Source organism: Lachnospira eligens (assembly GCF_009680455.1).
In the GTDB taxonomy this organism is placed as follows: domain Bacteria; phylum Bacillota; class Clostridia; order Lachnospirales; family Lachnospiraceae; genus Lachnospira; species Lachnospira eligens_A.
Map to the genome: position 1 here is coordinate 210059 of NZ_WKRD01000002.1, position 22975 is coordinate 233033.

Below are 22975 nucleotides of genomic sequence, written 5' to 3' on the forward strand. Positions count from 1 at the left end.
TCATCGCTACTCGCGCGAGTAGCGCATATGCCAGACTAAAGTCTGGCATTGTCGCGGTGCTCCTCGAATATCCGCCCAATTTATAATTCATGCAAGCATGATTATAAATTCTGCAGCTATTCTCATCGCTACTCGCGCAAAAAGGGCTGTCATGCATATGCATGACAGCCCTTAATAATACATAAAAATTATGCTCTTGATGTATACTCACCTGTACGAGTATCAATCTTAATCTTATCGCCCTGATTAACGAATAATGGAACCATAATCTTAGCTCCTGTCTCTACGATAGCTGGCTTAGTAGCACCTGTTGCTGTGTTACCCTTGATACCAGGCTCTGTATCTGTTACTTCAAGCTCAACTGAAATAGGTGGCTCAATAGCAAATACATTACCATCATGTGAACAAAGCTTAACCATCTCATTCTCTTTAACGAACTTAAGAGAATCACCAACCTGATCAGCACTTAATGCGATCTGGTCATATGTCTCTGTATTCATAAAGTTGTAAAGATCTCCATCAGCATATAAATACTGATATTCTGATCTGTCGATGTGTGCAAGATCAAACTTCTCAGTTGGTCTGAAAGAATTCTCTATAACACCACCAGAAATAATATTCTTTAACTTAGCTCTAACGAAAGGTGATCCCTTACCAGGCTTAACATGCTGGAATTCGATTACCTGCCAAATTCCGTTCTCATACTGAATTGTAATACCGTTCTTAAAACTACCTGCATCTACCATTCTTTGGTATACCTCCTAAATAATCAAATGACTTCTAATATTGTATAATAAATATAAACATTTGGCAACTACTTTTTCATAGCAAGGTCAACAACTGCTTCCATGGCATATAAATATCCCTTAAGTCCAAGTCCAACAACCTGTCCGTTGCACACAGGAACTGTCACTGATGTATGTCTGAACTCTTCTCTTGTATGTACATTAGATATATGAACCTCAATCTTAGGAATTGCTGCCACAGATGCAAGAGCATCTCTTACTGCATAGCTGTAATGAGTAAACGCTCCCGGATTAATAACTATTCCATCAACATCATTATAATATGCTTCCTGAATCTTATCAATTATAGCACCTTCATGATTGCTCTGGAACACCTCAACATCAACTCCAAGCTCCTCTGCCTTCTTCTCAATCATTGAAACAAGAACTTCATAATTCTGCTCTCCATATATACCTTTCTCTCTTATTCCAAGAAAATTAATGTTAGGTCCGTTCATTACAAGTATCTTCATATCAATCCTCCATTATGCCTATATTAACAGCTGAAACTATATCAGCATACATGTCTTCAAATCTTCTTCCATCAGTCTTAACTATAACATCAGCAGCGTCCTTATAAAGCGCCTCCCTTGCGGTCATAAGACTTTCAATCTTTTCTCTTAAATTACCTCCTGCAAGAAGCGGTCTGCTTGTGTCCTTAGACAGACGCTTTACCAGTTCATCAACAGATGCTTCCAGATATACAACAATTCCAAGCTCCTTAAGAAGACTTCTGTTAACTTCTCTTACCGGCAGTCCTCCACCAACAGATATAACACAGTTATCACAGACCTGTGCAAGCTCTTTGATAGCCTGTGTCTCCATATCCCTGAATGTCTCTTCACCGGAATCCCTGAATATATCCTTAATAAGCTTGTTATACTTATTCTCTATATACTCGTCAGTATCAAGAAATTCCATATTGTGAGTCCTGGTAATCCATCTTCCAAATGTTGTCTTACCGCTTCCCATAAAACCAATAAGGATAATATTATTCTTTCTATTCATTAATCCCAAGCTCCTTCTGAAGACACTTATACACCTCATCAGCCTCTTCCTTAGTAATCTTACAGTCATTCCAGAGCTCGTAAGCACTTACTCCCTGATACAGAAGCATCTTAAGACCATTATAAGCGTTCTTTCCCTGTGCCTTGATAAGCTTCATAAACTTAGTCTTGGCCGGATTATATATAATATCAACACCAACTGCCGCCTTCTTATAAAATGCTTCATCATCAATAACAACAGCTTCGTCATTCGGATGAAGTCCAACACTTGTTGTCTGGATAACAACATAATCTTCTCCCGGAATATCAGCATAATCAGCAATATTCATAGGAATAACCTTATCATTGTTAAAATGTGCATTAACAGCCTGTGCAATCGCCTCAGCCTTATCAACTGTTCTGTTCAGCAGATACACACACTGTGCATTCTTACTTGAACATAAGAATGTTATAGCTCTTGCTGCGCCTCCTGCTCCCAGAATAATAACCTTAGAATCAGCCAGTTCAATTCCTTCATCTTCAAGTTCTCTAGCAAGTCCAAGAATATCAGTGTTATATCCTTTGAATCCTCCATCAACCCTTACAAGAGTATTAACAGCTCCTATAGCCTTGGCAAGCGGATCTATATCTACAAGAGAATCAATAACCTCTGACTTGTGTGGAACTGTGACATTAAGTCCCAGTATATTGAGACTGTAAGCACCTCTTACAGCAGATGCCACATCTCCTTTTTCCACTTTAAATGTTGTATAAACCATGTCTTTTCCTGTCAGCCGTGCAAGATTATTATGAATTGCCGGTGACACAGAATGTCCTACCGGATTACCAATAAGTCCGCATACTCTTGTTGTTCCTTTGATGTCCATAATCCAAGCTCCTTTAAGCAATTAATGCTTTCTTCTTTTATAGAAAAATAATACAATCCATTCCAGTCTTCTCTTAAGAATTATCTGAATTTCTTCATGCTTATCAATAGGCTTTACAAGCACAGACATAATACCTGCCCTATTAGCGCCCCACACATCTGTAAAAAGCTGGTCACCAACAAAGAATGTGTTATTCCTGTCTGTTCCCATAATATCCATTGCCTTAATATAATTGACCGGCGATGGTTTTGCTGCCTTACTTACATATCTTGAACCACATGCATCAGCAAGCGGCTTTACACGCGGTTCTTTGTTATTCGATATAATACATGTATCAAACCCTATCGCTCTTAAACTGTCAAATAAATCACTGCACTTCTTCGTAACCGGTGCACCATGTTCCACAAGAGTATTGTCAATATCAAATATAATACCTCTGTAGCCCTTATTATACAGTCCTTCATAATCTATGTCGTAAGCTGAATCAATATATATATCAGGATAAAACCTCTTAAACATAACAAAAATGCTGCCTTTCTTAATTACTGATATATATTATTTAAGGATTTTCTTAATCTCTTCCATAAATGAATCAACATCCTTAAATTCTCTGTAAACAGATGCAAATCTTACATAGGCAACCTCATCAACTGCCTTAAGCTTGCTCATTACAATCTCACCAATAGTTTTAGTTGAGATTTCTTTCTCTCCAATATTAAATATCTGCGTCTCAATCTCATCAACCATATTATTAATCTGTGAGATAGATACAGGCCTTTTATGGCACGATCTGACAATACCCGCAGTTATCTTCTCTCTGTCATATGGTTCTCTGTTATTATCCTTCTTAATCACAATAAGAGGCATAGATTCAATCTTTTCATATGTGGTAAAACGCTTACCACACTCGTCACACTGACGACGTCTTCTTATTGAGCTGTCATCAGTCGGTCTTGAATCAATTACCTTAGTGTTATCTTTACCACAAAATGGACACTTCACGCTATCTACCTCCAAATTAAATATATAAATTAATTATGAATAAGCCCAGCCAAAATGTCAATCCTTTTAATGTTGATAAATTGAAAAACCAATTATTATTTAAGGAGGGATTATGGCTGGATACAAAGTCGAAATATGCGGAGTCAATACAAGTGACCTTCCTCTTCTTAAACCCACCCAGGCAAAAGAACTGCTTGTAAAGATAAAATCAGGAGATACGCAGGCAAGAGAAACATTTATAAAAGGAAACTTAAGGCTTGTATTAAGCATTGTACAACGCTTCAGCCAGAGTGGTGAAAATCTTGATGACCTGTTTCAGATAGGCTGTATAGGAATGATTAAAGCGATTGATAATTTTGATATATCGTTAAATGTACAGTTTTCAACATATGCTGTTCCAATGATAATCGGAGAGATAAAGCGTTTTCTGCGTGATAACAGCACTATAAGAGTCAGCCGTTCCTTAAAAGATACAGCCTATAAAGCAATAACTACCCGTGAAACACTTATGAAGAAAAATCTTAAAGAACCATCAATTACAGAAATCGCAGAAGAAATAGGCATATCAAAAGCTGATATCGTAATTGCCCTTGAAGCAGTCACACCTTCAATATCATTATATGAACCAGTATTCAATGATGGTGGTGACACCCTGTATGTTATTGATCAGGTAAAGGACAAGAAAAACACTGAAGACCGCTGGGTAAGAAATATTGCGCTTCGAGAAGCTATTAATCGGCTTTCCCCAAGAGAACGCCAGATAATAATACTCCGTTTCTTTGATTGTCTTACACAAACTGAAGTTGCCAAAAACCTTGGGATATCACAGGCCCAGGTAAGCCGCCTTGAAAAATGTGCCTTGCATGATATGAAAAGACACCTTTGCTGATATGCGTAATATAATAATATAAGCACTTAACCAGGTATTATAATGCGTCTATGTGAACTTAAAGGAAAAACCGTAATAAACGATACCGATTGCTGCATATTAGGTTTTGTGGTTGATATTGATTTCGACCCGTCATCAGGCTGCATACTGGCACTCATTGTCCCCGGTCCCGCCAGATTATGCGGACTGCTTGGAAGAGATTTTGAATATGTAATTCCTTTCAAATGCATCCGCACAATCGGACCTGATATTATACTTGTAAGTATTTGTCCTGAAAAGGTTAAGCAAAAATGTATCTGACCAGTATTGAAAATCCTTTACTTATGCTATAAAATAGTAATATATATGTTTTACGGAGGCGGATAATCATGGATAAGAAATATGTAGCTTATGCAGGCAGCTATACACACGAAAGCAGTAAGGGTATCCATATATATGACTGTGATGTAGCTAAAGGAAGAATAACAGAACGTGAAGAGGTGGCAATTGATAACCCTTCTTTCATTGCATTTTCACATGATAAGAATTTCTTATACTCTATATGTGACCAGGGTGTTTCAGCTTATGCTGTATTAGAAGATGGAAGTCTTGAGCTTATGAATGTTGCGTCCATTAACGGAATGCGTGGCTGTCATATATGCGTAACAAGTGATAACAGATTCCTTGTTGTTTCCGGATATCATGACGGCAAGATTACTGTTTTGCACATCAATGCTGATGGTTCAGCGGGATTTATAGCTGATGAAATATTTCATAAAGGAATCGGAAGTGTTGCCGAAAGAAACTTCCGTCCTCATATAAGCTGGAGCACATTCACACCTGACGAAGAACTTTTATGTGTATGTGACCCTGGAATTGACCAGATTAAGCTTTATGAATTCAATCATGTAACCGGTAAATTAAAGTTATACGATATAATCCGTTCACAGCAGGAATCTGCACCAAGACAGATTGAATTCAGTCAGGATGGTAAGTTTGCTTATGTTGTCTGCGAAATGAAGAATTATATTAATGTATATTCTTATGATAAGAATTCAGACAAAGACCGTTTTGATTTAGTACAGAATATATTCACTGTAAGAAGAGACCATAAATCTAACAGTGCCGCTGCTAACATAACATTTGACAGCACAGGAAAGCATCTGCTCTGCTCTAACGCTGGCGATAATACAGTTACAATATACAAGGTTGATTCCAAAACAGGAAAGCTCTCAAGCCTTAATTCTCTCCCTATCAGTGGTGATTATCCTAAGTACATAAGGCTCTTCCCTGACGACAAGCATTTAATGTCAATGAATAATGAAGGGAATTCTATTACAATATTTACTGTAAAATACGACAAAGGACTTATAATAATGAATGGTCCGGAGCTTAAGATTTCAAGACCTAATAATATGATAATTAAAGAACTTAAGTAAATGTGTCTTTGACACATATATTAAAATGGCTGCCGTTTAGTAACGACAGCCATTAATTTTTATGAATATTTCTCTTCACAGTACTTACATCTATAAACCTGCTTTTCCTCATCAGCAAGTACGAACACCTGCTTTAAGCCCTGCTCGATAGATGTGATACATCTTGGATTCTTACATTTGATAATATTAGTAACCTGCTTTGGAAGAGATAGTCTCTTCTTGTCTACTATTTCACCATTCTTAATAATATTTACAGTAATGTTATGGTCAACGAATCCTAAAACATCAAGATCAACAAGATCAAGACCACCTTCAATCTTAATAATGTCTTTCTTTCCCATCTTACCACTTCTTGCATTCTTAATAATAGCAACCTGACAGTCAAGCTTATCAAGACCTAAGTAATTGTATATCATCATGGCCTTTCCTGCTTCAATATGATCAAGAACAAAGCCTTCATTAAGTTCTCCTACATTTAACATAAATTTCCCTCCTTATGCATCCAGTGAATCAAGTACATGAGCTAATGATGGATTAACTGCTGTATCAAGTCCAAGTAAAGTAAGTATAAGTGCCATTCTTACATATACACCAAACTGAACCTGCTTGAAATAAGCAGCTCTGTCATCATTATCAACATCAACTGATATCTCATTAACTCTTGGAAGTGGATGAAGAACATACATATCAGGCTTTCCAAGTGCCATCTTATCTTCATCAAGTATATAGAAGTCTTTCATTCTTAAGTACTCATCTTCACTGAAGAATCTTTCTCTCTGTACTCTTGTCATATAGAGAATATCAAGCTCAGGCATAGCCTGCTCAAGGTTCTCAACTTCTACAAAATCACAGTTATTAGCCTTAAGTACATCATCCCTGATATAATCAGGAATTCTTAATTCCTTAGGTGATATAAGGACAAACTTTACATTATTGTATCTTACTAATGAACTTATAAGTGAATGGACTGTTCTTCCGAACTTAAGGTCTCCGCATAAACCGATAGTAAAGTTATCGAGTGAACCACGGAGTTCCCTTATTGTCATAAGATCTGTAAGTGTCTGTGTAGGATGCTGATGTCCACCATCACCTGCATTGATAATAGGAATGTGCGAATATTCAGAAGCTACCATTGGAGCACCTTCCTTTGGATGACGCATTGCACATATATCTGCATAACAAGAGATAACTCTTATAGTATCTGCAACACTTTCACCCTTTGACGCTGAGCTTGAAGAAGCCTCAGAAAAGCCTAATACCTGACCGCCAAGGTTAATCATGGCAGCCTCGAAGCTTAATCTTGTTCTAGTACTTGGCTCATAGAACAATGTGGCTATCTTCTTTCCATCACATACATGACCATACTTTGATGGATCCTTTGAAATGTCTCTTGCAAGATCTAATAATCTTGCCAGTTCATCAACGCTTAAATCAAGCGGACTAAGTAAATGTCTCATAATAGAAAAGCCTCCGTGTGTATATTTAATTAAAATAATTACTCTGTTCTGCTGTATTTTTCTGACTGAACCTTAATAAGTTCTGCATCATTAAAATAATCAATCTTCATAGCAGCCTTGACATCATCAAGAGTGTCCTGTGCAACAGCGTAAGCCGCTTCTGTACCTCTCTTAAGGATATTATATACTTCTGGAATATCCTTTTCATATTCATGTCTTCTTGCTCTGATTGGTTCAAGCTCCTTGTTGATAACATTAAGAAGGAACTTCTTAACCTTAACATCTCCAAGACCACCTCTTCTGTAATGATCCTTTAATTCATCAAGATTCTTATAATCAGGAAGGAATTCAGCAAAATCCTCATCACTGCTGAAAGCATCAAGGTAAGTAAATACTGTGTTACCCTCAACCTGTCCAGGATCAGATACCTGAATATGGTTAGGGTCTGTGTACATACTCATAACCTTTTTCTTAACTTCCTCTGGAGTGTCAGATAAGTAGATGCAGTTTCCTAATGACTTGCTCATCTTAGCCTTACCATCAGTACCAGGAAGTCTTAAACATGCCTTATTATCTGGAAGAAGAATTTCTGGTTCAACCAATGCTTCTCCATATACAGAATTAAACTTTCTTACAATCTCACGACACTGCTCAATCATAGGCTCCTGATCTTCTCCTACAGGAACAGTAGTAGCCTTAAATGCAGTAATATCTGCTGCCTGGCTTATAGGATAACAGAAAAATCCTACCGGAATACTCGCCTCAAAATTACGCATCTGAATCTCAGATTTAACTGTAGGGTTTCTCTGAAGTCTTGAAACTGTAACGAGGTTCATATAATAAAATGTAAGCTCTGTAAGCTGTGAAATCTGTGACTGGATAAATATATTAGACTTAGCTGGGTCAATACCAACTGAAAGATAATCGAGTGCAACCTCGATAATGTTCTGTCTTACTTTCTCTGGATTATCAGCATTATCTGTTAATGCCTGTGCATCCGCAATCATAATAAAAATCTTCTCATATTCACCTGAATTCTGTAATTCAACTCTTCGCTTTAAAGATCCAACATAATGACCTAAGTGAAGTCTTCCGGTTGGTCTGTCACCTGTTAATATAATCTTAGACATAAGCGCCACCTTTCCTCATCCCAAAATCGTAAAAATTATATCATACTTTTACGCAAATGGCAAAATAGTTTAATATAAATTGGCAGAATAACTGCAATTCCTGCAAGGAATGTAAATCCCTCATTCCAGCACACAGCATCAAAGCCAAAATGTGGTATCAGAAGCACAGCAACAGCCGCCCTTCCAGCCATCTCAGCAAGTCCTGAGAGAATAGAATATTTGCCATAGCCCATACCCTGAACTGAATACCTAGCAGTAAATAAAAGTGCCAGTTCTGCATTAAACACACTTATGTATCTTATAAACTTCACAGTGTAACCGACAACAACTGTATCAGCTGCATCAACGAATATAAGTGCCATATATCTGCCGGTAAAGAAACATACTATCATCGTGATTACAGAATAGATAAGACCAATCTCTAAAGTTCTCTTAAATCCTTCACTGATACGGTCAAATCTCTTAGCTCCGAAATTCTGTCCGACGAATGATGAAAGAGCTGTTCCCAACGCATTTAACGGACACAGAATCAGATTCTTAATCTTATATCCGGATGTAAATCCTGCAATGGCGTCTTCTCCAAGTGCATTTACATAAAATTGCAGAATAATTGCACCAATTGCAGTAATAGAATACTGCAGTCCCATTGGCATGCACATTTTAATAATGTTCTTCATGTAATACGGATGGAACTTTCTTTCATCTGCATTAACTGGAAATAACAGTTTGTACTTCTTAAAGATGTATACAGCACTAAGAACGCCTGCAATTCCTTGTGAAAATATAGTAGCAACTGCAGCTCCGGCAACACCCCATTTCACAACTACAACCAGAAACAGATCAAGAAAAATATTAATAACTGTCGATACTGCCATAAACATTGTTGACTTTTTGCTGTCTCCAAATGCCATCAGAATCCCAAAACAGAAGTTATACAGAACCGTCAACGGAAGTCCTAAGAATATAATAACAAGATACACATATGCATCCTTAAATATATTTTCAGGTGTCTTTAACCACGTTAAAAAGAGTCCACTCATAGACGCTGTAACTGCTGTCATAATAACCGCAATTGCAAGCGCAAAGTAGACTCCATTAACAAAATATTTTCTTAAATCATCATTCTTTCCTGCTCCAAATGCCTGTGACACAGGAACACTTATTCCTATACATGAACCTATACAGAAATAACATACAATATACGTAAGAGAAGAAGTTGCACCAACTGCTGCCAGTGCCTTAGAGCTTAAGAACTGTCCAACAATTGCTGCATCTGCAATATTATAAAGCTGTTGCAGAAGCTGACCCAAAAGCACTGGTCCTGCAAATGATAATAAAATCCTTGTTATCGGTCCATTAGTCATTTTTGTATTATCAAGTGTTTCTGTCCTGCTCATATATATCTCCCATATTGAATTAAATATAAATCATTCAATATTATAGACTTACAGACAAAAAAAGCAAGAAATATTATAAGTTAGTTTTCTTTTTTCTGCACATAACTATAATTCTTGATATTAACAGTATAATTAATGTACCAGCAACAGCTCCACACCCATCAATCAGCACATCTGTAATCCTTCCACTCCTTCCTGACACAAACAGCTGGTGAATTTCATCTGTTGCTGCATATATTACCGCCGTACATATTGCAGTTAATCCATTCTTCCACCTGATAAAACCTGGTGTCACTGCTCCCAGCACACATCCTGCAAGAATTGCATATTCTGTTGCATGAGCTGTTTTTCTTACTGGATAATCAATCTTTTTTGCCATATCAACCTGCTCATATTCTTGCAGATTATCAAAACCGGGTACAAATATATTACACACTGTCATTCCAACTTTAATACTCTGGTTTTCTGATTCATCTCCTGGTTTTGCCGAAAAAGCAAATATTACTATCGCCCAGATAAGTGCAATTATCAAAAAAATCATTTTTCTAATATTATAATTCATAGTAACCCTTAATCCTTACCTAAAAAAATCCGGCATAAGCCGGATTGAATATAATAAAATGAGCAGCACTATAAGCCGGGTTATGTCAGCATAAGCTGTGATGATCATCTATCTAGTCCTGCTGTTGCCAGCAGGCTCAAGCGACCTACCTAAAGCTTGGCGGGCAGCCTTTATATCGCTTTTATTTGGTCTTGCTTCGAATGGGGTTTACATGTGCCACTGCTGTTACCAGCAATGCGGTAGTCTCTTACACTGCCTTTCCACCCTTACCATAGCTTTCGCCATGGCGGTATATTTCTGTTGCACTGGCCTTGGAGTTGCCTCCACCGGACGTTATCCGGCATCCTGCCCTGTGAAGCCCGGACTTTCCTCACCTGCACGAATGCAGCCGCGATCATCTGTGCTACTCATAATATTTAGTTGTTTTTGCTTTCGTCTACTATCTGGTAAACTTCTATCTTAAACTGATCTTCTTTACTAATACCAACAAATCTACAGCCGTATGTTGTCTCTGCATCCCCTGAATTACTCATTCGTATAATTTCTATTACAGTTGCCAATCGTTCTTTATTGGCAAGTATAACAACTGTATCGTAATAAGTATTAGGTTTAAACTTATAATCAGACTTAAATGCCATGCCATCTTTTGATATATTAATGACATTCACATCTACGGTATCACCAGCATACCCAGAAACATATTTATCATCAAGCTGTCTTAATGATATATAAACATTGACATCAGTTCTTTTTGATTTTCTCTTTTCAATCCCCATGATTCCCTCTGTACTGTACAGGATTATACCTGTTCTCTTTCATTTAATCCATATAATGATATCATTAACTTATTGGAAGTTCAAATATATTTTTTGTATACTTTTATTATTTAATAAACATAGCATCTCCAAAACTGAAGAATCTGTATTTCTCCTGCACCGCAACTTCATATGCATGAAGCACATGTTCTCTTCCTGCAAGTGCTGATACCAGCATAACAAGTGTTGATTCTGGAAGATGGAAATTAGTTATAAGACAATCGATTGCCTTGAACTTATATCCCGGATATATGAATATCTCTGTCCATCCACTCTTGGCTGGAATTGTTCCATCTTCAAGTGCGACTGACTCAAGAGTTCTTGTGCTTGTTGTTCCAACAGCAATTACCCTGCCGCCATTTTTTCTTGTATTATTGATCATATCTGCAGCTTCCTGTGTAACAACATAAAACTCCGAATGCATATGATGGTCAAGAATATTCTCTACCTTGACAGGTCTGAATGTTCCAAGTCCCACATGAAGTGTTACTCTTGCAATATTAACTCCCATGGCCTTGATTTTTTCAAGTAGCTCTGTTGTAAAATGTAATCCGGCAGTAGGCGCTGCTGCAGAGCCTTCATGCTTTGCATATACTGTCTGATATCTGTTCTTATCTTCAAGTTTATGTGTTATATATGGTGGAAGTGGCATCTGTCCAAGCTCATCAAGAATCTCTTCAAATATTCCATCATATGTGAACTGGATAAGTCTGTTTCCTTCTTCAACTATATCAATAATCTCTCCTATAAGCTTGCCTTCGCCAAAACTTATCTTAGCACCAACCTTAGCCTTCTTTCCCGGCTTAACAAGAACTTCCCATGTATCCTGTCTGTCTTCAAGTCTTTTAAGAAGAAGCACTTCAATAGTAGCTCCTGTATCAGCCTTAGTACCTATAAGTCTCGCTGGTATTACCTTAGTGTCATTAACAACAAGACAATCACCCGGCCTAAGATAATCTACGATATCTCTGAATATCTTATGTTCAATCTCTCCTGTTTCTTTATCAAGCACCATAAGTCTTGAACTTGATCTGTCAGACAAAGGATCCTGCGCAATAAGCTCCTCTGGCAGATCATAATAAAAATCATGTAAATCCATGTACTACTCCTTTCAAAGCAAAGGGGCGGCGCCACACGCCGCCCCTTTACCGACCACTGCAACAGCTGGGTCTGTATTACTTTCTAAGTTCGATTCCGTCAGCCTCAAGATCCTTGAATATCTTCTCCATTACTGGTGTGATATCCTTATCCTCAAGTGTCCTGTCCTTAGCTCTGAATGCGATTGAGTAAGCAACTGACTTGAAGCCTTCTTTAATCTGGCTTCCTTCGTAGATATCGAAGAGGTTGTAGCTTTCTAATATCTTGCCGCCGCGCTTTTCAATAATCTTCTCAACTTCACCAACTGGAAGTTCCTTAGGCATTACCATACTGATATCTCTTGTTACAGCTGGGAACTTTGCAATTCCTGTGAACTTCTTATCGAAGCTTGCCATTTCTGTAACTGTTGGAATATCAATAACAACAATATATGTTCTCTCACCGATTGAGTAAGTATCGGCAACATCCGGATGAAGTTCTCCGATGTAACCAATCTTCTTATCAGCGTAATATACATCAGCCTGACGGCCTGGATGTAAAAATGGAATACCAGCCTTAGCATCATATGTTGGCTTCTTCTTCATTCCAATCTTCTCAAGGAATTCTTCAATAACACCCTTCATTGAGTAGAAGTCAACGCTGCCGAAAGCTCCGAGTGTGAATTCAACTCTTTCGTCCGGAAGCTCGTTAACATCATCTGCTGCAAGGTAAATCTTAGCCAATTCATATAACTTAACATTCTTGTTTCTTCTGTTATAGTTAGTAGATAAAGATGTAAGCATTCCGTGAATTGGAAGTGTTCTCATAACCGAGAAATCCTCTCCTAATGGATTAGAGATTACAACTGTCTTTCTGTATACAGAATCAGCAGGAAGTTTTAACTTATCGAATACCTTAGGGCTCTCGAATGAGTATGTCATAGCCTGTGAGAATCCTGTAAACTGGGCAACCTCAGAAGCTGCATCTTCAATACTCTGCTCAAATGAAATCTTACCCATTGTTGTCTCTCCCTTAGGAAGAGTTGTAGGAATGTTGTCATATCCGAAGAATCTTGCAACTTCCTCTGCCATATCCGCGTCTCTGTTAAGATCCTGTCTAAATGTTGGGATAATAAGCTCATTAGCATCTTTATCATATTCAACTTCAAGTCTTTCAAAGTAAGAAAGCATATCTTCATCTGATACATTAGTACCAAGTAAAGCATTGTATTTAGCCGGCTCAAATGGAAGTCTCTTCTTAGTTACAGGGTCAGGATATACATCAACCACGCCTCCTACAACATCACCTGCATCAAGCTCTTCAATAAGCTGGCATGCTCTGTTGATAGCCTCCATTGCGTTCTCTGGATCAAGTCCCTTCTCAAATTTACCAGAAGCGTCTGTTCTTAAACCAATCTTCTTAGTTGTCTTTCTGATGTTAGTTCCGTCAAATGTAGCTGCTTCAAAAAGCATTGTCTGGACATCATCAGTAATCATTGAATTCTCGCCACCCATGATACCTGCGATACCAACTGGCTTCTCACCATCACAGATAAGAAGTGTCTGTGCGTCAAGAGTTCTCTCCTGTCCGTCAAGTGTTACGAACTTTTCGCCATCAGTTGCTGTTCTTACAACAATCTTGTGACCTGCAATAGTATCATAGTCATATGCATGCATTGGCTGACCATATTCTTCCATAACATAGTTAGTGATATCAACAATGTTGTTGATTGGTCTGATACCTGCTGTCATAAGTCTTTGCTGCATCCACTTTGGAGATGGAGCAAGTCTGATATTCTTAACAACTCTTGCAACATATCTTGAGCAAAGTTCTTTAGCTTCAATATCAACTGAAACCATTGTGTTAACATCCTCATCGTTACCTGTCTTAGTAACAACCGGTGGATTGAAAGGCTTTCTGAATGTAGCAGCAGCCTCTCTTGCGATACCGATAACGCTGTAGCAGTCTACACGGTTATTAGTTATCTCATATTCAAATACTGTATCATTAAGTCCTAAGTACTCTACCGCACTTGAACCAACAACAGCATCATCTCCAAATATATATATTCCTTCCTCTGGTGCATCCGGGAAGAATTCTCTTGAAGAACCAAGTTCCTCGATAGAGCACATCATACCGCATGACTCCACGCCTCTTAACTTGCCCTTCTTAATCTTAATTCCGTCTTCTGGAAGTGCGCCGCCGTCATGTCCTCCGGCAACTTTACCTCCGTCTAATACTACAGGAACCTTCTGTCCACTTGAACCAACTTCAATATTAGGTGCACCTGTTACAATCTGGACATTCTCGCTGCCAACATTAACCTGACATATTACAAGCTTGTCTGCATCAGGATGTCTCTCAACTGAGAGAATCTGTCCAACTACGATTTTATCAAGGTTCTTGTCAAATGCATTAAAACACTCCACCTTAGTTCCTGAAAGTGTCATAGCATCTCTGAATTCCTGATCTGTACACTCAAGACCTGGAACCATTGCTTTTATCCAATTTAATGATGTATTCATATCGTCATTCTCCTTAAATATACTTTATCTTATTCCAGTCGTTAGACCACTATATGAATCGATTTAGAACTGCTTTATAAATCTGATATCGTTCTCATAAAGAAGTCTCATGTCATCGATTTCGTACTTAAGAAGAGCAACTCTCTCAAGTCCTACACCAAAGGCAAATCCTGTATATTCTTCCTTATCAATTCCACAAAGCTCGAATACATGTGGGTGAACCATTCCACAGCCGAGGATTTCAATCCATCCCTCGCCCTTACAGAAACGGCATCCTTTACCACCACATTTGAAACAGCTTACATCCATCTCGGCACTAGGCTCAGTGAATGGGAAATGATGTGGTCTGAATTTAACTTTAGTATCAGGTCCGAAAAGCTCCTTAGCGAATTCTGCTAAAGTTCCCTTAAGGTCTGCAAATGTGATTCCCTTATCAATTACAAGACCTTCTACCTGATGGAAGCATGGTGAATGTGTAGCATCAACTTCATCTGCTCTGTATACACGTCCTGGAGAAATCATTCTGATAGGGAGCTTGCCCTTCTCCATAACTCTTGCCTGAACAGGGGAAGTCTGTGTACGGAGTACTATCTTATCATTAATGTAGAATGTATCCTGTTCATCCTTAGCCGGGTGGTTAGCTGGTATGTTAAGTGCCTCAAAGTTGTAGTAATCATACTCAACTTCTGGTCCATCAACTACTTCATAACCCATTCCGATGAATATCTTCTGGATTTCTTCTAATGCAAGTGTATTAGGATGCTTATGTCCTAACTCATCCCTCTTAGATGGAAGAGTAACATCTATTACTTCACTCTTTAACTGAAGTTCTCTCTTCTTGGCAGCTAATTCTGTCTTAGCCTTATCTAATACTTCTTCAATTGCCTGTCTTGTCTCATTAACAATCTGACCAACCTTAGGTCTGTCTTCTGGTGCAACTTCCTTCATACCTTTAAGTACTTCTGTAAGTTCACCCTTCTTTCCAAGGAAAGCGACTCTGATATCATTCAGTTTATCAAGCGAATCAGTTTCATTAATCTGTGCTAAAGCTCTTTCTCTAATTGCTTCAAGTCTTTCTTTCATCCTTATAGCCTCCATACTTCTTTCGCTTTTTATCATTCATATGCGTAAAAAGCCACTGTTTATTGTAACATATCAATTTTATTTTGCAACCCGTGAATGTCGCTTCTCATACATTTCAATTACGCGCATTGCACCATCGCTGTGTGCCGGATTTGAAAGCGTTATCTTTTTAATATTTTCCTTTGCTTCATCAATACGTTTTTCATTGTACTCTATCTGCTGCCTTAATTTATAACGGCGAGTATTTATTTCATGCCGCACTTCAACCATTTCCTTAGGATTAATGATTGCCCTCACTCTTCCAAGCCATATATGTGGACTGTAAAGTCCTAAATTCTTAAGCATATTCTCAAGCTCATTTTCAGCAGAATTAAGTGATGATGTCATATCAAGCATTCTAATCTGCTCTTTTTTCATCTCCTCGTACAGTCTGTATTTCTTATCAAGTTCATATGAACTTTTAACTCCGAACTTTGTATATTCATAATCCAGCGTATTTGCTGCATTAATGAACTTAATCTTTACTTTGTTAAGCAGTGCTGTAGCTTTATTAAGTTTTATTTCGGTTATAATCACATTTCTTTCAGTAACCTTTAATAAAGCAAACATTCCAACTGCAAGAATTGCTGCAAATAAAGATATTCCTATAAAAAGTGCCGTATCACTGTCATTTTGAACAAGTGTCATCGATATAAGAAATACTGCAAACACTGCCGCAAGCGCAAAGATTGCTGTTTTCGCAAGCCTTCTTATCTTAATCTGTCTTGTAACAAGAACGTCCGCATCAGTTCTAAGATTAAGCTGTTCTGCCTCAAGTATCCTTAAATCTCTCTTAACAGTATCATAATAATCTTCGGATGCTTTCAAAAGCTTTATTCCACCTGGCATTTCATTTTCCACAGCTTCCATGCGCCTGTATGCCGCATTTGACAGCTTATGTTCTGTACTTTTAAGAATACGCCTGTCAACCATCATGTTGTCTATGGTCTCTGCACAGCTCAATATTTTATCACGTATCTGTGTGGGAGCTTCTTCCATAATCTGTATATCATTATATTCTTCAGTAACAGCCTCATACTCAGCTTTAGCATTTTCTACATGTGTCGCTGCTTCTTCCATGATATCACACTGTTCTCTTACATAAACCTCAATATCATGTGTACTGAAATCCTTTATATTGACACTGTCTATATTCCTGCTCATCGCATATTCTGCAATTTTATCAAGGTCGGATTTTTCCTTTGGAAGCTCAATAGGTATAGCATCTATCTCTTTGCGGTCTTCCTCATCCTTTCCATATTTCTCAACTGCCTTGATAAGCGTCTGTGCCTGCATACTGTTTAACAGATGATCATATTTTTCTTCTTCTATCTTGGCCTGCTGCTGTTTTTCCTTTGTTTTCTCATCAAGTTCTCCGCTCTTGCGGTCTTCATGTTTTTTCTTATTCTTCTTATCAAACGTTTCATATATATTCAATATATTAAACATTTTATTGGCAGTTTTTTCCTTCTCTGCCTCTTCTAGCAGTTCCTCATCTCTGTACGATTCATCATCATAATCATCATATATCGTTTCTTTTTCAGCTTTTTTAAATATTCCCATATATCCACCACAATTCTTTAAAATGTTTTGCTATATTTAATGTATGCCGTTCTCCACCTGTCAAGTCTTTCATCTACCGCCCTGTTGTACTGTGCCAGATTGCCATCTGCTTTTAATCTGGCAATATCTTCAAGTTCCCTATATTCATCACTATATCTGGCATTATCCATTAAAGTTTCCAATTCCTTCTGGACAACATATTCATCTTCATCCGCATCAACATTAACAGGTTCTTTATCCTTCTTTGCCATAATTAAAGCTGCTATACTGCATTTTTTTGATTCCTCATGCTGACCCGTCCTATATGCCTCATCATAATATATCACCGCTTTATCATACATAAACATTCTTGCATAGGCAGTTCCCAGATTATGATAAACTTTTGCATAATCAGCTGCCAACAAATCTTTTCCCTTGTAATCTTTTATAATTGACTCGTAACATCTGACCGAGGCAAAATAATATCCAGCATTGAGATATCCGTCTCCTCTTGCTTTAAGCCTTTCGCATACGCTCTGCTTTCCAAGAGTATTAAGAATCCCTTTTAACTGCTCAATCTCTGCAACAGAATAATAATCTATTGTCTTGAGTATTATTACAAATATCTGTGCTAATGAACCTCCTGTTTCTTTCAGCTTCCTTACTCTTTCTGCCAGCTCTTTTTCTCCGGTTTCATCAAGAAAACTGATAAGATTATCATCTATAAAATCCTGTCCAATCAGATATATATTATTATAAATATAATAACAGAGTTCTTCTGCTGTATATAACTTCACACCTGTCTGTAAAACAGTCAGTGGTGTATCTGCCTTCTTTCCTCTGCACAGTATTATTTTCCCCATTGTATTTCTCCGTTTCCTGATGTTTTCCACATTCTCAGCTTCTTAATACAAGTTCTTTGCTTATAACTTTTCCTGAACTTTTGACAAACTCGCCAAATCCAAGATCTTTTATTGTAATATTACACCTGTCAGAATCCGTAAAGCTTACGCTCACAGATACTCTTGTTGTTTTCCCTTCCCTGAATGGAATTTCACTTATATCAACAACTTCATCATAATATTTATTCTCAGGTGTTATTATTTTAAATGTAATGCTTCTCATATCCTCAAGTATACATTCCACAGTCCGTCCGGCAGTATACCAGTTACTTCCCGGTCTTACCAGCCTGAATCTCATTGGCTTTTCATATGACGAAATATCTATTTCTATACCACATTTCACATGATTATCAAGAAGCATTATGACATTCTTAAACACTTCCGGCTTCAATATCTCCATTGCCGCAAAGCATGCACCCTTTGCAAAAAGATTCTGTCCGACAAATGCTTTTCTTCTCGTAACCATAAGCTTTGCAAATCTTTCAGGAAGCTTTTCAACATCAAAACCTTCACCTGTAAGATATGCCGCCGAAACATGTCTTTTAGAAAAATACTCTTCTGCAAATGTACACAACTCATTCTCAGCCAGTCCAAGTTCTTTGCTTATCACAGCTTTTTTTAATATATCAGATGTGTATCCTGTATGTTCCTGAAGCAGATAGTTACTATTGTCATTCTTCCTGACTGCAAGATAATCACACCTTATTCCTTCACTTGTGTAGTCAAACAGTGCCACACCAGCAGCATGAAGCTCACTTTTCTGTCTGTACGCATAATATGCAAAGCTTTCAACTCTGCTTAATACCTGCCATCTGCCATCTGATACACCACATTTTTTAAGAGTATCCCTGACAGCAGATATTTCATCAGAATGATAATCGGGAATGGTTACACATATGCTTTGAATCTGTGATGTACCTGTTGCTCGCATACATTCAGCGACAACATTTGCAAGACTGGTCTTTTCCTTTGAATCCTCTGTCAGTTTTACCGTCTGCACATTCCGTGAATTATATGAATATACACTTGCCTGAATTTTACTATATCCTATATCTATTCCTGCTATAAGTCCTTTACACTGCTCCATATCTGCTATCCTCATTTGACAATTGTAAACATTTCTCTTGTAACGTATTCCTCAACACAGTAACTATACATGAGCTTTCTTAATGTTGTAAGGTCATGCTGCTGTCTGCTTGCAAGACAATCATTAAGCATGTCAATCCTTCCATCTGTGTTCTCTGATGGAATATCCTTATATTCGCAGACTACCGGCTCTGTAGATGCCTGTTCATTGCTGTCATTAACTATAAATGTATATTCTAATGAATCCCCATAAAACAGATTAAACCTGCATGTAAATATTCCCCATTCGTTAGACTTCATAACCTGCACCAGTCTGTCAGCCCCATTAATACTATATGTCAAAGATACTTTATCATCTGGATCTGCTATGTATTCAACAATAGTAAGTCCCTGCATATTGTATGGTAAATCCAGTATTCCTTTGAATTTTTTGAAAAATCCATATATTCTGTCATGTTCACATAATTCATTAAGAACTGATTGTGCAAGTTCTTTTTCAGATGTATCTTCTCTTAACGCAACAGGGTTTCTTGACAGATTCTTAAGCCATGCTACATAACAACACTCTGGCAATCCATATCCATCCCCCATGCACTCCTCTATAACTCTGAATACTATATCATTAGCCTTCTTCTGCCTGAGAAGATAGAATTGTGAATTATAAGATAAATATGCCTTTACTATAAGCATATCAGGAATCTTACTATAATAATCAGCAAACACCTCTGTAAATCTTCCAGTATGCACACCTGTATACATCATCTGGGCAAGAATCCTTTCTGACATATGCAATACATTTACATTATAATTAACTGCTGACTTCCACACAGCATACATTTCATCATTAGTCCCATTATAGTATTCGCACATATAAGAAAGAACAGGTTCATTATAAATGTTGTGTCTGAATATATATTGAGTAATCTCATCAATAATCTGACTATGTCCGTCTGATACATTTGTAAGAATATAGTCAGTCATTTTAAGAAGTTTTGCCGCTTTTGCCATACAGCAACCGTATATACCGGCTATCTCATATGCCTGTGAATACATTGATGAATCTATAAGTATCTCTATCAGTTTTCCCGCATCCTTCTTCGTCAGATTATCTGTATCAACATAATTGTATTCATGCCAGAAATCATCTTCTTCATAATAATGATAGTAATAATCAATCATCCAGGCATTAACTTGCTGTTTATACTGTTCACTGATACCCTGTTCCTTTTTTATTGTTTTGTACAGCTTAAGTGTTTCTTGTGTATACTGTGAATTCTTTCTCATTTCACAGATTCTGCTCATAATTATTCTGGAATTGTTCTTTCCATAATCACCTGCAGCCTCAAACACCTCTGCATACTGCTGTATATCAAACACTTTTTCTATATCATAATCAATTGTATCTTTTCTAATCTGTCCGTCAATACATTCAAATGTAATCTCGCAGTCACTTCCATACATACATATATATGCTGTTTCCCCTGAAAGCTCATATACTGTTTCTTCTGTAAACTGCGGATATCTGACATGTACATATCTTACCACATCACTAAAGCACTGCATTCTGTACATATATGGCATTTTACTTACAAATGTGCCTGTGTCATCACACACAAGCTGTGTCTTAAGAAGTGCCTTGTATAATACAACAAGATTGTCACTGATATTGCCGGCTTTAAGCTGTTCATACACATATATCTCTATATTTCTTTCATAACCTTCATAGATATTCTTATAGTACGAATCTCTGCCCGTCACCACATTTGCATATAAAAATGCTTTATCTGCATCTGTAAGAGTATTGTCATATGCAAAATACATCAACACTATCTTTGGCAGCTGCCTGTCTGTCTTTTTAGGCATACTGGCAATATAAAACTCATATAATCTTGTTATTTTCAGGCCTCTTAATACTCCTTTTTCATATATCTCAAAGCAGTTTTCTCCTGTCATGCCCATTCTTACCATCTGGGTTACAAGAACTGTCAGTATCTCGTCTTTCTCATATTTATCATATATCTTTTTTAGTATAATAAGAGTATTAATATTAATATTCTTCTCATTAGCCACAACATCTGCAATCTGCATTGCAAGCTTCTCGCTAATAATGTCGTTCCTGCATCCATAATTAATAACCTGCATTTCAAACTGATTAAGCACCCGTAGTAAAACAGGCTGTGCATTAATAATGTTCATAGCCTCAATATACATAACAGGGCTTATGCATCCTGAATTAATTACATCCTTTATTCTTACAAGTCTTATACTCTTATTATCTGAATCTGTACTCAGGTAAAAAAGTATCCATAATATTCTATATGTATCATAGCCATTCTCAAAAAACTTCTTAACCTGTGATAAAACCTGAGCCGTATACTCCTCTTCACGCACAATAAGTGTCGAAACATACAGAAAATAGCAGTAAAGTTCTACATTTTCACCAATTCTTCCAACTATATCTTTCTTGATATTATTATATATCTGTGTTGCTGTTTTCTCTCTTCCGGACGCCATAAGCAGTTGTATCTGCACAATATCATAAAATACATCTGTCCCCTTAATTCCCCTTATTCGGTCAACCGTCTGCATAGATTCAGCAATCCATTTTTCTTTTTTGATTTTCTTCATTCTGAAATCAAGATAAAGCTTTGTAAGCTTATATCGTGCAAGTTTTTCTTCTGTTCTAACTTCAAAATCTTCCGATTCATCAGCCTTCTTACATATAACGCTTACATTTATCTTTAAATGCTGTGTATAACTCACTATATGTATATATCCATAGTTGTTGCCTGCATGCATTTTCTGTGGATTAACTATATATTTAATTACAGCCCTGTCACCTGCAAAATCATCAGTTGATAAGCTGTCTTTCTCTAATTCAATAAAATCTGCATCTGCATATATATCAATCTCTGTTTCTTCTGTCCCGCTCTTTATAAGCACACATTCAAACTGCTCTGCTTCATCTTTGTGTATAATTGTATTCTCTTCGTTATCAATGTGCAGAACAACTGCTTCAGTCTTAACATGATTTCTTATATCATCCTGATTCTCTTTCATACATCTGAATACAAATGGTATCTTTTTCTCGCCGGCATTACATACTACTGTAAATGTTCCCTCTATCTCATCATTTTCTTCAAGTCCGGAAGCGTCCACCTGATATTCAGTTATAATATGCGTACCACCAAATTGTTCTGAAAGAATCTTTACCCTCTCATTGTCAGCATAGACCATTCCATAAACCTTATCGGTGGCATCACATATGAAGCTGCCTGTAGCAACTGTATTACACATAATATCCATGGTAATCTGTTCCTCACTGCATGACAGCTTTGGTACTTTGATAATTGAACTGCCTCTTGAAAGTCTGTTTATGTAATCCCTCATTGG

General features: G+C 37.3%; 22 protein-coding genes and 1 other RNA gene. 3 read left to right on the forward strand and 20 right to left on the reverse strand.

Going from position 1 to position 22975, the window contains the following annotated elements:
- Positions 1-188 precede the first annotated feature (188 nt).
- The 6 genes from efp to nrdR all read right to left on the reverse strand — a co-directional run bounded on the left by efp (position 189) and on the right by nrdR (position 3660).
- Positions 189-746, reverse strand: a complete 558-nt coding sequence (gene efp, locus GKE48_RS02920) for an elongation factor P (protein WP_022097248.1) — start codon at positions 744-746, stop codon at positions 189-191.
- A 68-nt stretch (positions 747-814) separates the two neighbouring features.
- On the reverse strand, positions 815-1258 hold the full coding sequence (gene aroQ / locus GKE48_RS02925) for a type II 3-dehydroquinate dehydratase (protein WP_154300409.1): 444 nt from the start codon (positions 1256-1258) through the stop codon (positions 815-817).
- Position 1259: 1 nt separating this feature from the next.
- The gene (locus GKE48_RS02930) at positions 1260-1793 is read right to left on the reverse strand and encodes a shikimate kinase (RefSeq protein WP_118344468.1); all 534 of its coding nucleotides are present in this window, start codon (positions 1791-1793) and stop codon (positions 1260-1262) included.
- On the reverse strand, positions 1786-2658 hold the full coding sequence (aroE, locus tag GKE48_RS02935) for a shikimate dehydrogenase (RefSeq protein ID WP_154300410.1): 873 nt from the start codon (positions 2656-2658) through the stop codon (positions 1786-1788). The genes GKE48_RS02930 and aroE overlap by 8 nt, the downstream gene beginning before the upstream one ends.
- A gap of 21 nt (positions 2659-2679) precedes the next feature.
- A complete protein-coding gene (locus GKE48_RS02940; protein ID WP_012739559.1) occupies positions 2680-3177 on the reverse strand; it encodes a YqeG family HAD IIIA-type phosphatase in 498 nt (165 codons plus the stop codon).
- Between the two features lie 36 nt (positions 3178-3213).
- Positions 3214-3660 carry a transcriptional regulator NrdR gene (gene nrdR / locus GKE48_RS02945; RefSeq protein ID WP_022097251.1) on the reverse strand — a complete coding sequence of 149 codons (447 nt, stop codon included), beginning with the start codon at positions 3658-3660 and terminating at the stop codon, positions 3214-3216.
- A 112-nt stretch (positions 3661-3772) separates the two neighbouring features.
- Between nrdR and sigG the strand changes: the two genes are divergently transcribed.
- The 3 genes from sigG to GKE48_RS02960 all read left to right on the forward strand — a co-directional run bounded on the left by sigG (position 3773) and on the right by GKE48_RS02960 (position 5967).
- Positions 3773-4549 (forward strand): RNA polymerase sporulation sigma factor SigG, encoded by a 777-nt coding sequence (sigG, locus tag GKE48_RS02950; protein ID WP_154300411.1) that lies wholly within the window; start codon positions 3773-3775, stop codon positions 4547-4549.
- Between the two features lie 42 nt (positions 4550-4591).
- A complete protein-coding gene (locus GKE48_RS02955) occupies positions 4592-4849 on the forward strand; it encodes a PRC-barrel domain-containing protein (RefSeq protein ID WP_022097253.1) in 258 nt (85 codons plus the stop codon).
- Positions 4850-4917: 68 nt separating this feature from the next.
- Positions 4918-5967, forward strand: coding sequence for a lactonase family protein (locus GKE48_RS02960; protein WP_022097254.1), 1050 nt, complete (start codon positions 4918-4920; stop codon positions 5965-5967).
- Positions 5968-6026: 59 nt separating this feature from the next.
- Here GKE48_RS02960 and GKE48_RS02965 read toward each other — a convergent pair whose 3' ends face one another.
- The 14 genes from GKE48_RS02965 to GKE48_RS03030 form a co-directional block, all read right to left on the reverse strand.
- On the reverse strand, positions 6027-6449 hold the full coding sequence (locus GKE48_RS02965) for an aspartate carbamoyltransferase regulatory subunit (RefSeq protein ID WP_117916223.1): 423 nt from the start codon (positions 6447-6449) through the stop codon (positions 6027-6029).
- A gap of 12 nt (positions 6450-6461) precedes the next feature.
- Positions 6462-7424 carry an aspartate carbamoyltransferase gene (pyrB, locus tag GKE48_RS02970; protein WP_055286201.1) on the reverse strand — a complete coding sequence of 321 codons (963 nt, stop codon included), beginning with the start codon at positions 7422-7424 and terminating at the stop codon, positions 6462-6464.
- 38 nt (positions 7425-7462) lie between these two features.
- Positions 7463-8554, reverse strand: coding sequence for a tryptophan--tRNA ligase (gene trpS / locus GKE48_RS02975; RefSeq protein ID WP_012739566.1), 1092 nt, complete (start codon positions 8552-8554; stop codon positions 7463-7465).
- Between the two features lie 35 nt (positions 8555-8589).
- Positions 8590-9951, reverse strand: a complete 1362-nt coding sequence (locus GKE48_RS02980; protein ID WP_154300412.1) for an MATE family efflux transporter — start codon at positions 9949-9951, stop codon at positions 8590-8592.
- A 73-nt stretch (positions 9952-10024) separates the two neighbouring features.
- Complete coding sequence (locus GKE48_RS02985; RefSeq protein WP_022097258.1) at positions 10025-10513, reverse strand: VanZ family protein; 489 nt, start codon at positions 10511-10513, stop codon at positions 10025-10027.
- A gap of 55 nt (positions 10514-10568) precedes the next feature.
- Positions 10569-10923: RNase P RNA component class A (rnpB, locus tag GKE48_RS02990), an RNA gene on the reverse strand.
- A 6-nt stretch (positions 10924-10929) separates the two neighbouring features.
- Positions 10930-11289 carry a PilZ domain-containing protein gene (locus tag GKE48_RS02995; RefSeq protein ID WP_154300413.1) on the reverse strand — a complete coding sequence of 120 codons (360 nt, stop codon included), beginning with the start codon at positions 11287-11289 and terminating at the stop codon, positions 10930-10932.
- A 106-nt stretch (positions 11290-11395) separates the two neighbouring features.
- Positions 11396-12427 (reverse strand): tRNA preQ1(34) S-adenosylmethionine ribosyltransferase-isomerase QueA, encoded by a 1032-nt coding sequence (gene queA / locus GKE48_RS03000; protein WP_022099093.1) that lies wholly within the window; start codon positions 12425-12427, stop codon positions 11396-11398.
- Between the two features lie 76 nt (positions 12428-12503).
- Positions 12504-14930, reverse strand: coding sequence for a phenylalanine--tRNA ligase subunit beta (gene pheT, locus GKE48_RS03005; protein ID WP_055215669.1), 2427 nt, complete (start codon positions 14928-14930; stop codon positions 12504-12506).
- Between the two features lie 63 nt (positions 14931-14993).
- Positions 14994-16013 carry a phenylalanine--tRNA ligase subunit alpha gene (gene pheS / locus GKE48_RS03010; RefSeq protein ID WP_022099095.1) on the reverse strand — a complete coding sequence of 340 codons (1020 nt, stop codon included), beginning with the start codon at positions 16011-16013 and terminating at the stop codon, positions 14994-14996.
- Positions 16014-16091: 78 nt separating this feature from the next.
- Positions 16092-17615 (reverse strand): hypothetical protein, encoded by a 1524-nt coding sequence (locus tag GKE48_RS03015; RefSeq protein ID WP_055286213.1) that lies wholly within the window; start codon positions 17613-17615, stop codon positions 16092-16094.
- Positions 17616-17632: 17 nt separating this feature from the next.
- Positions 17633-18457, reverse strand: coding sequence for a tetratricopeptide repeat protein (locus tag GKE48_RS03020; RefSeq protein WP_154300414.1), 825 nt, complete (start codon positions 18455-18457; stop codon positions 17633-17635).
- A 34-nt stretch (positions 18458-18491) separates the two neighbouring features.
- Positions 18492-19583, reverse strand: coding sequence for a DUF5716 family protein (locus tag GKE48_RS03025; RefSeq protein ID WP_154300415.1), 1092 nt, complete (start codon positions 19581-19583; stop codon positions 18492-18494).
- A gap of 11 nt (positions 19584-19594) precedes the next feature.
- Positions 19595-22972, reverse strand: a complete 3378-nt coding sequence (locus GKE48_RS03030; protein ID WP_022099099.1) for a DUF5717 family protein — start codon at positions 22970-22972, stop codon at positions 19595-19597.
- Positions 22973-22975: the final 3 nt, after the last annotated feature.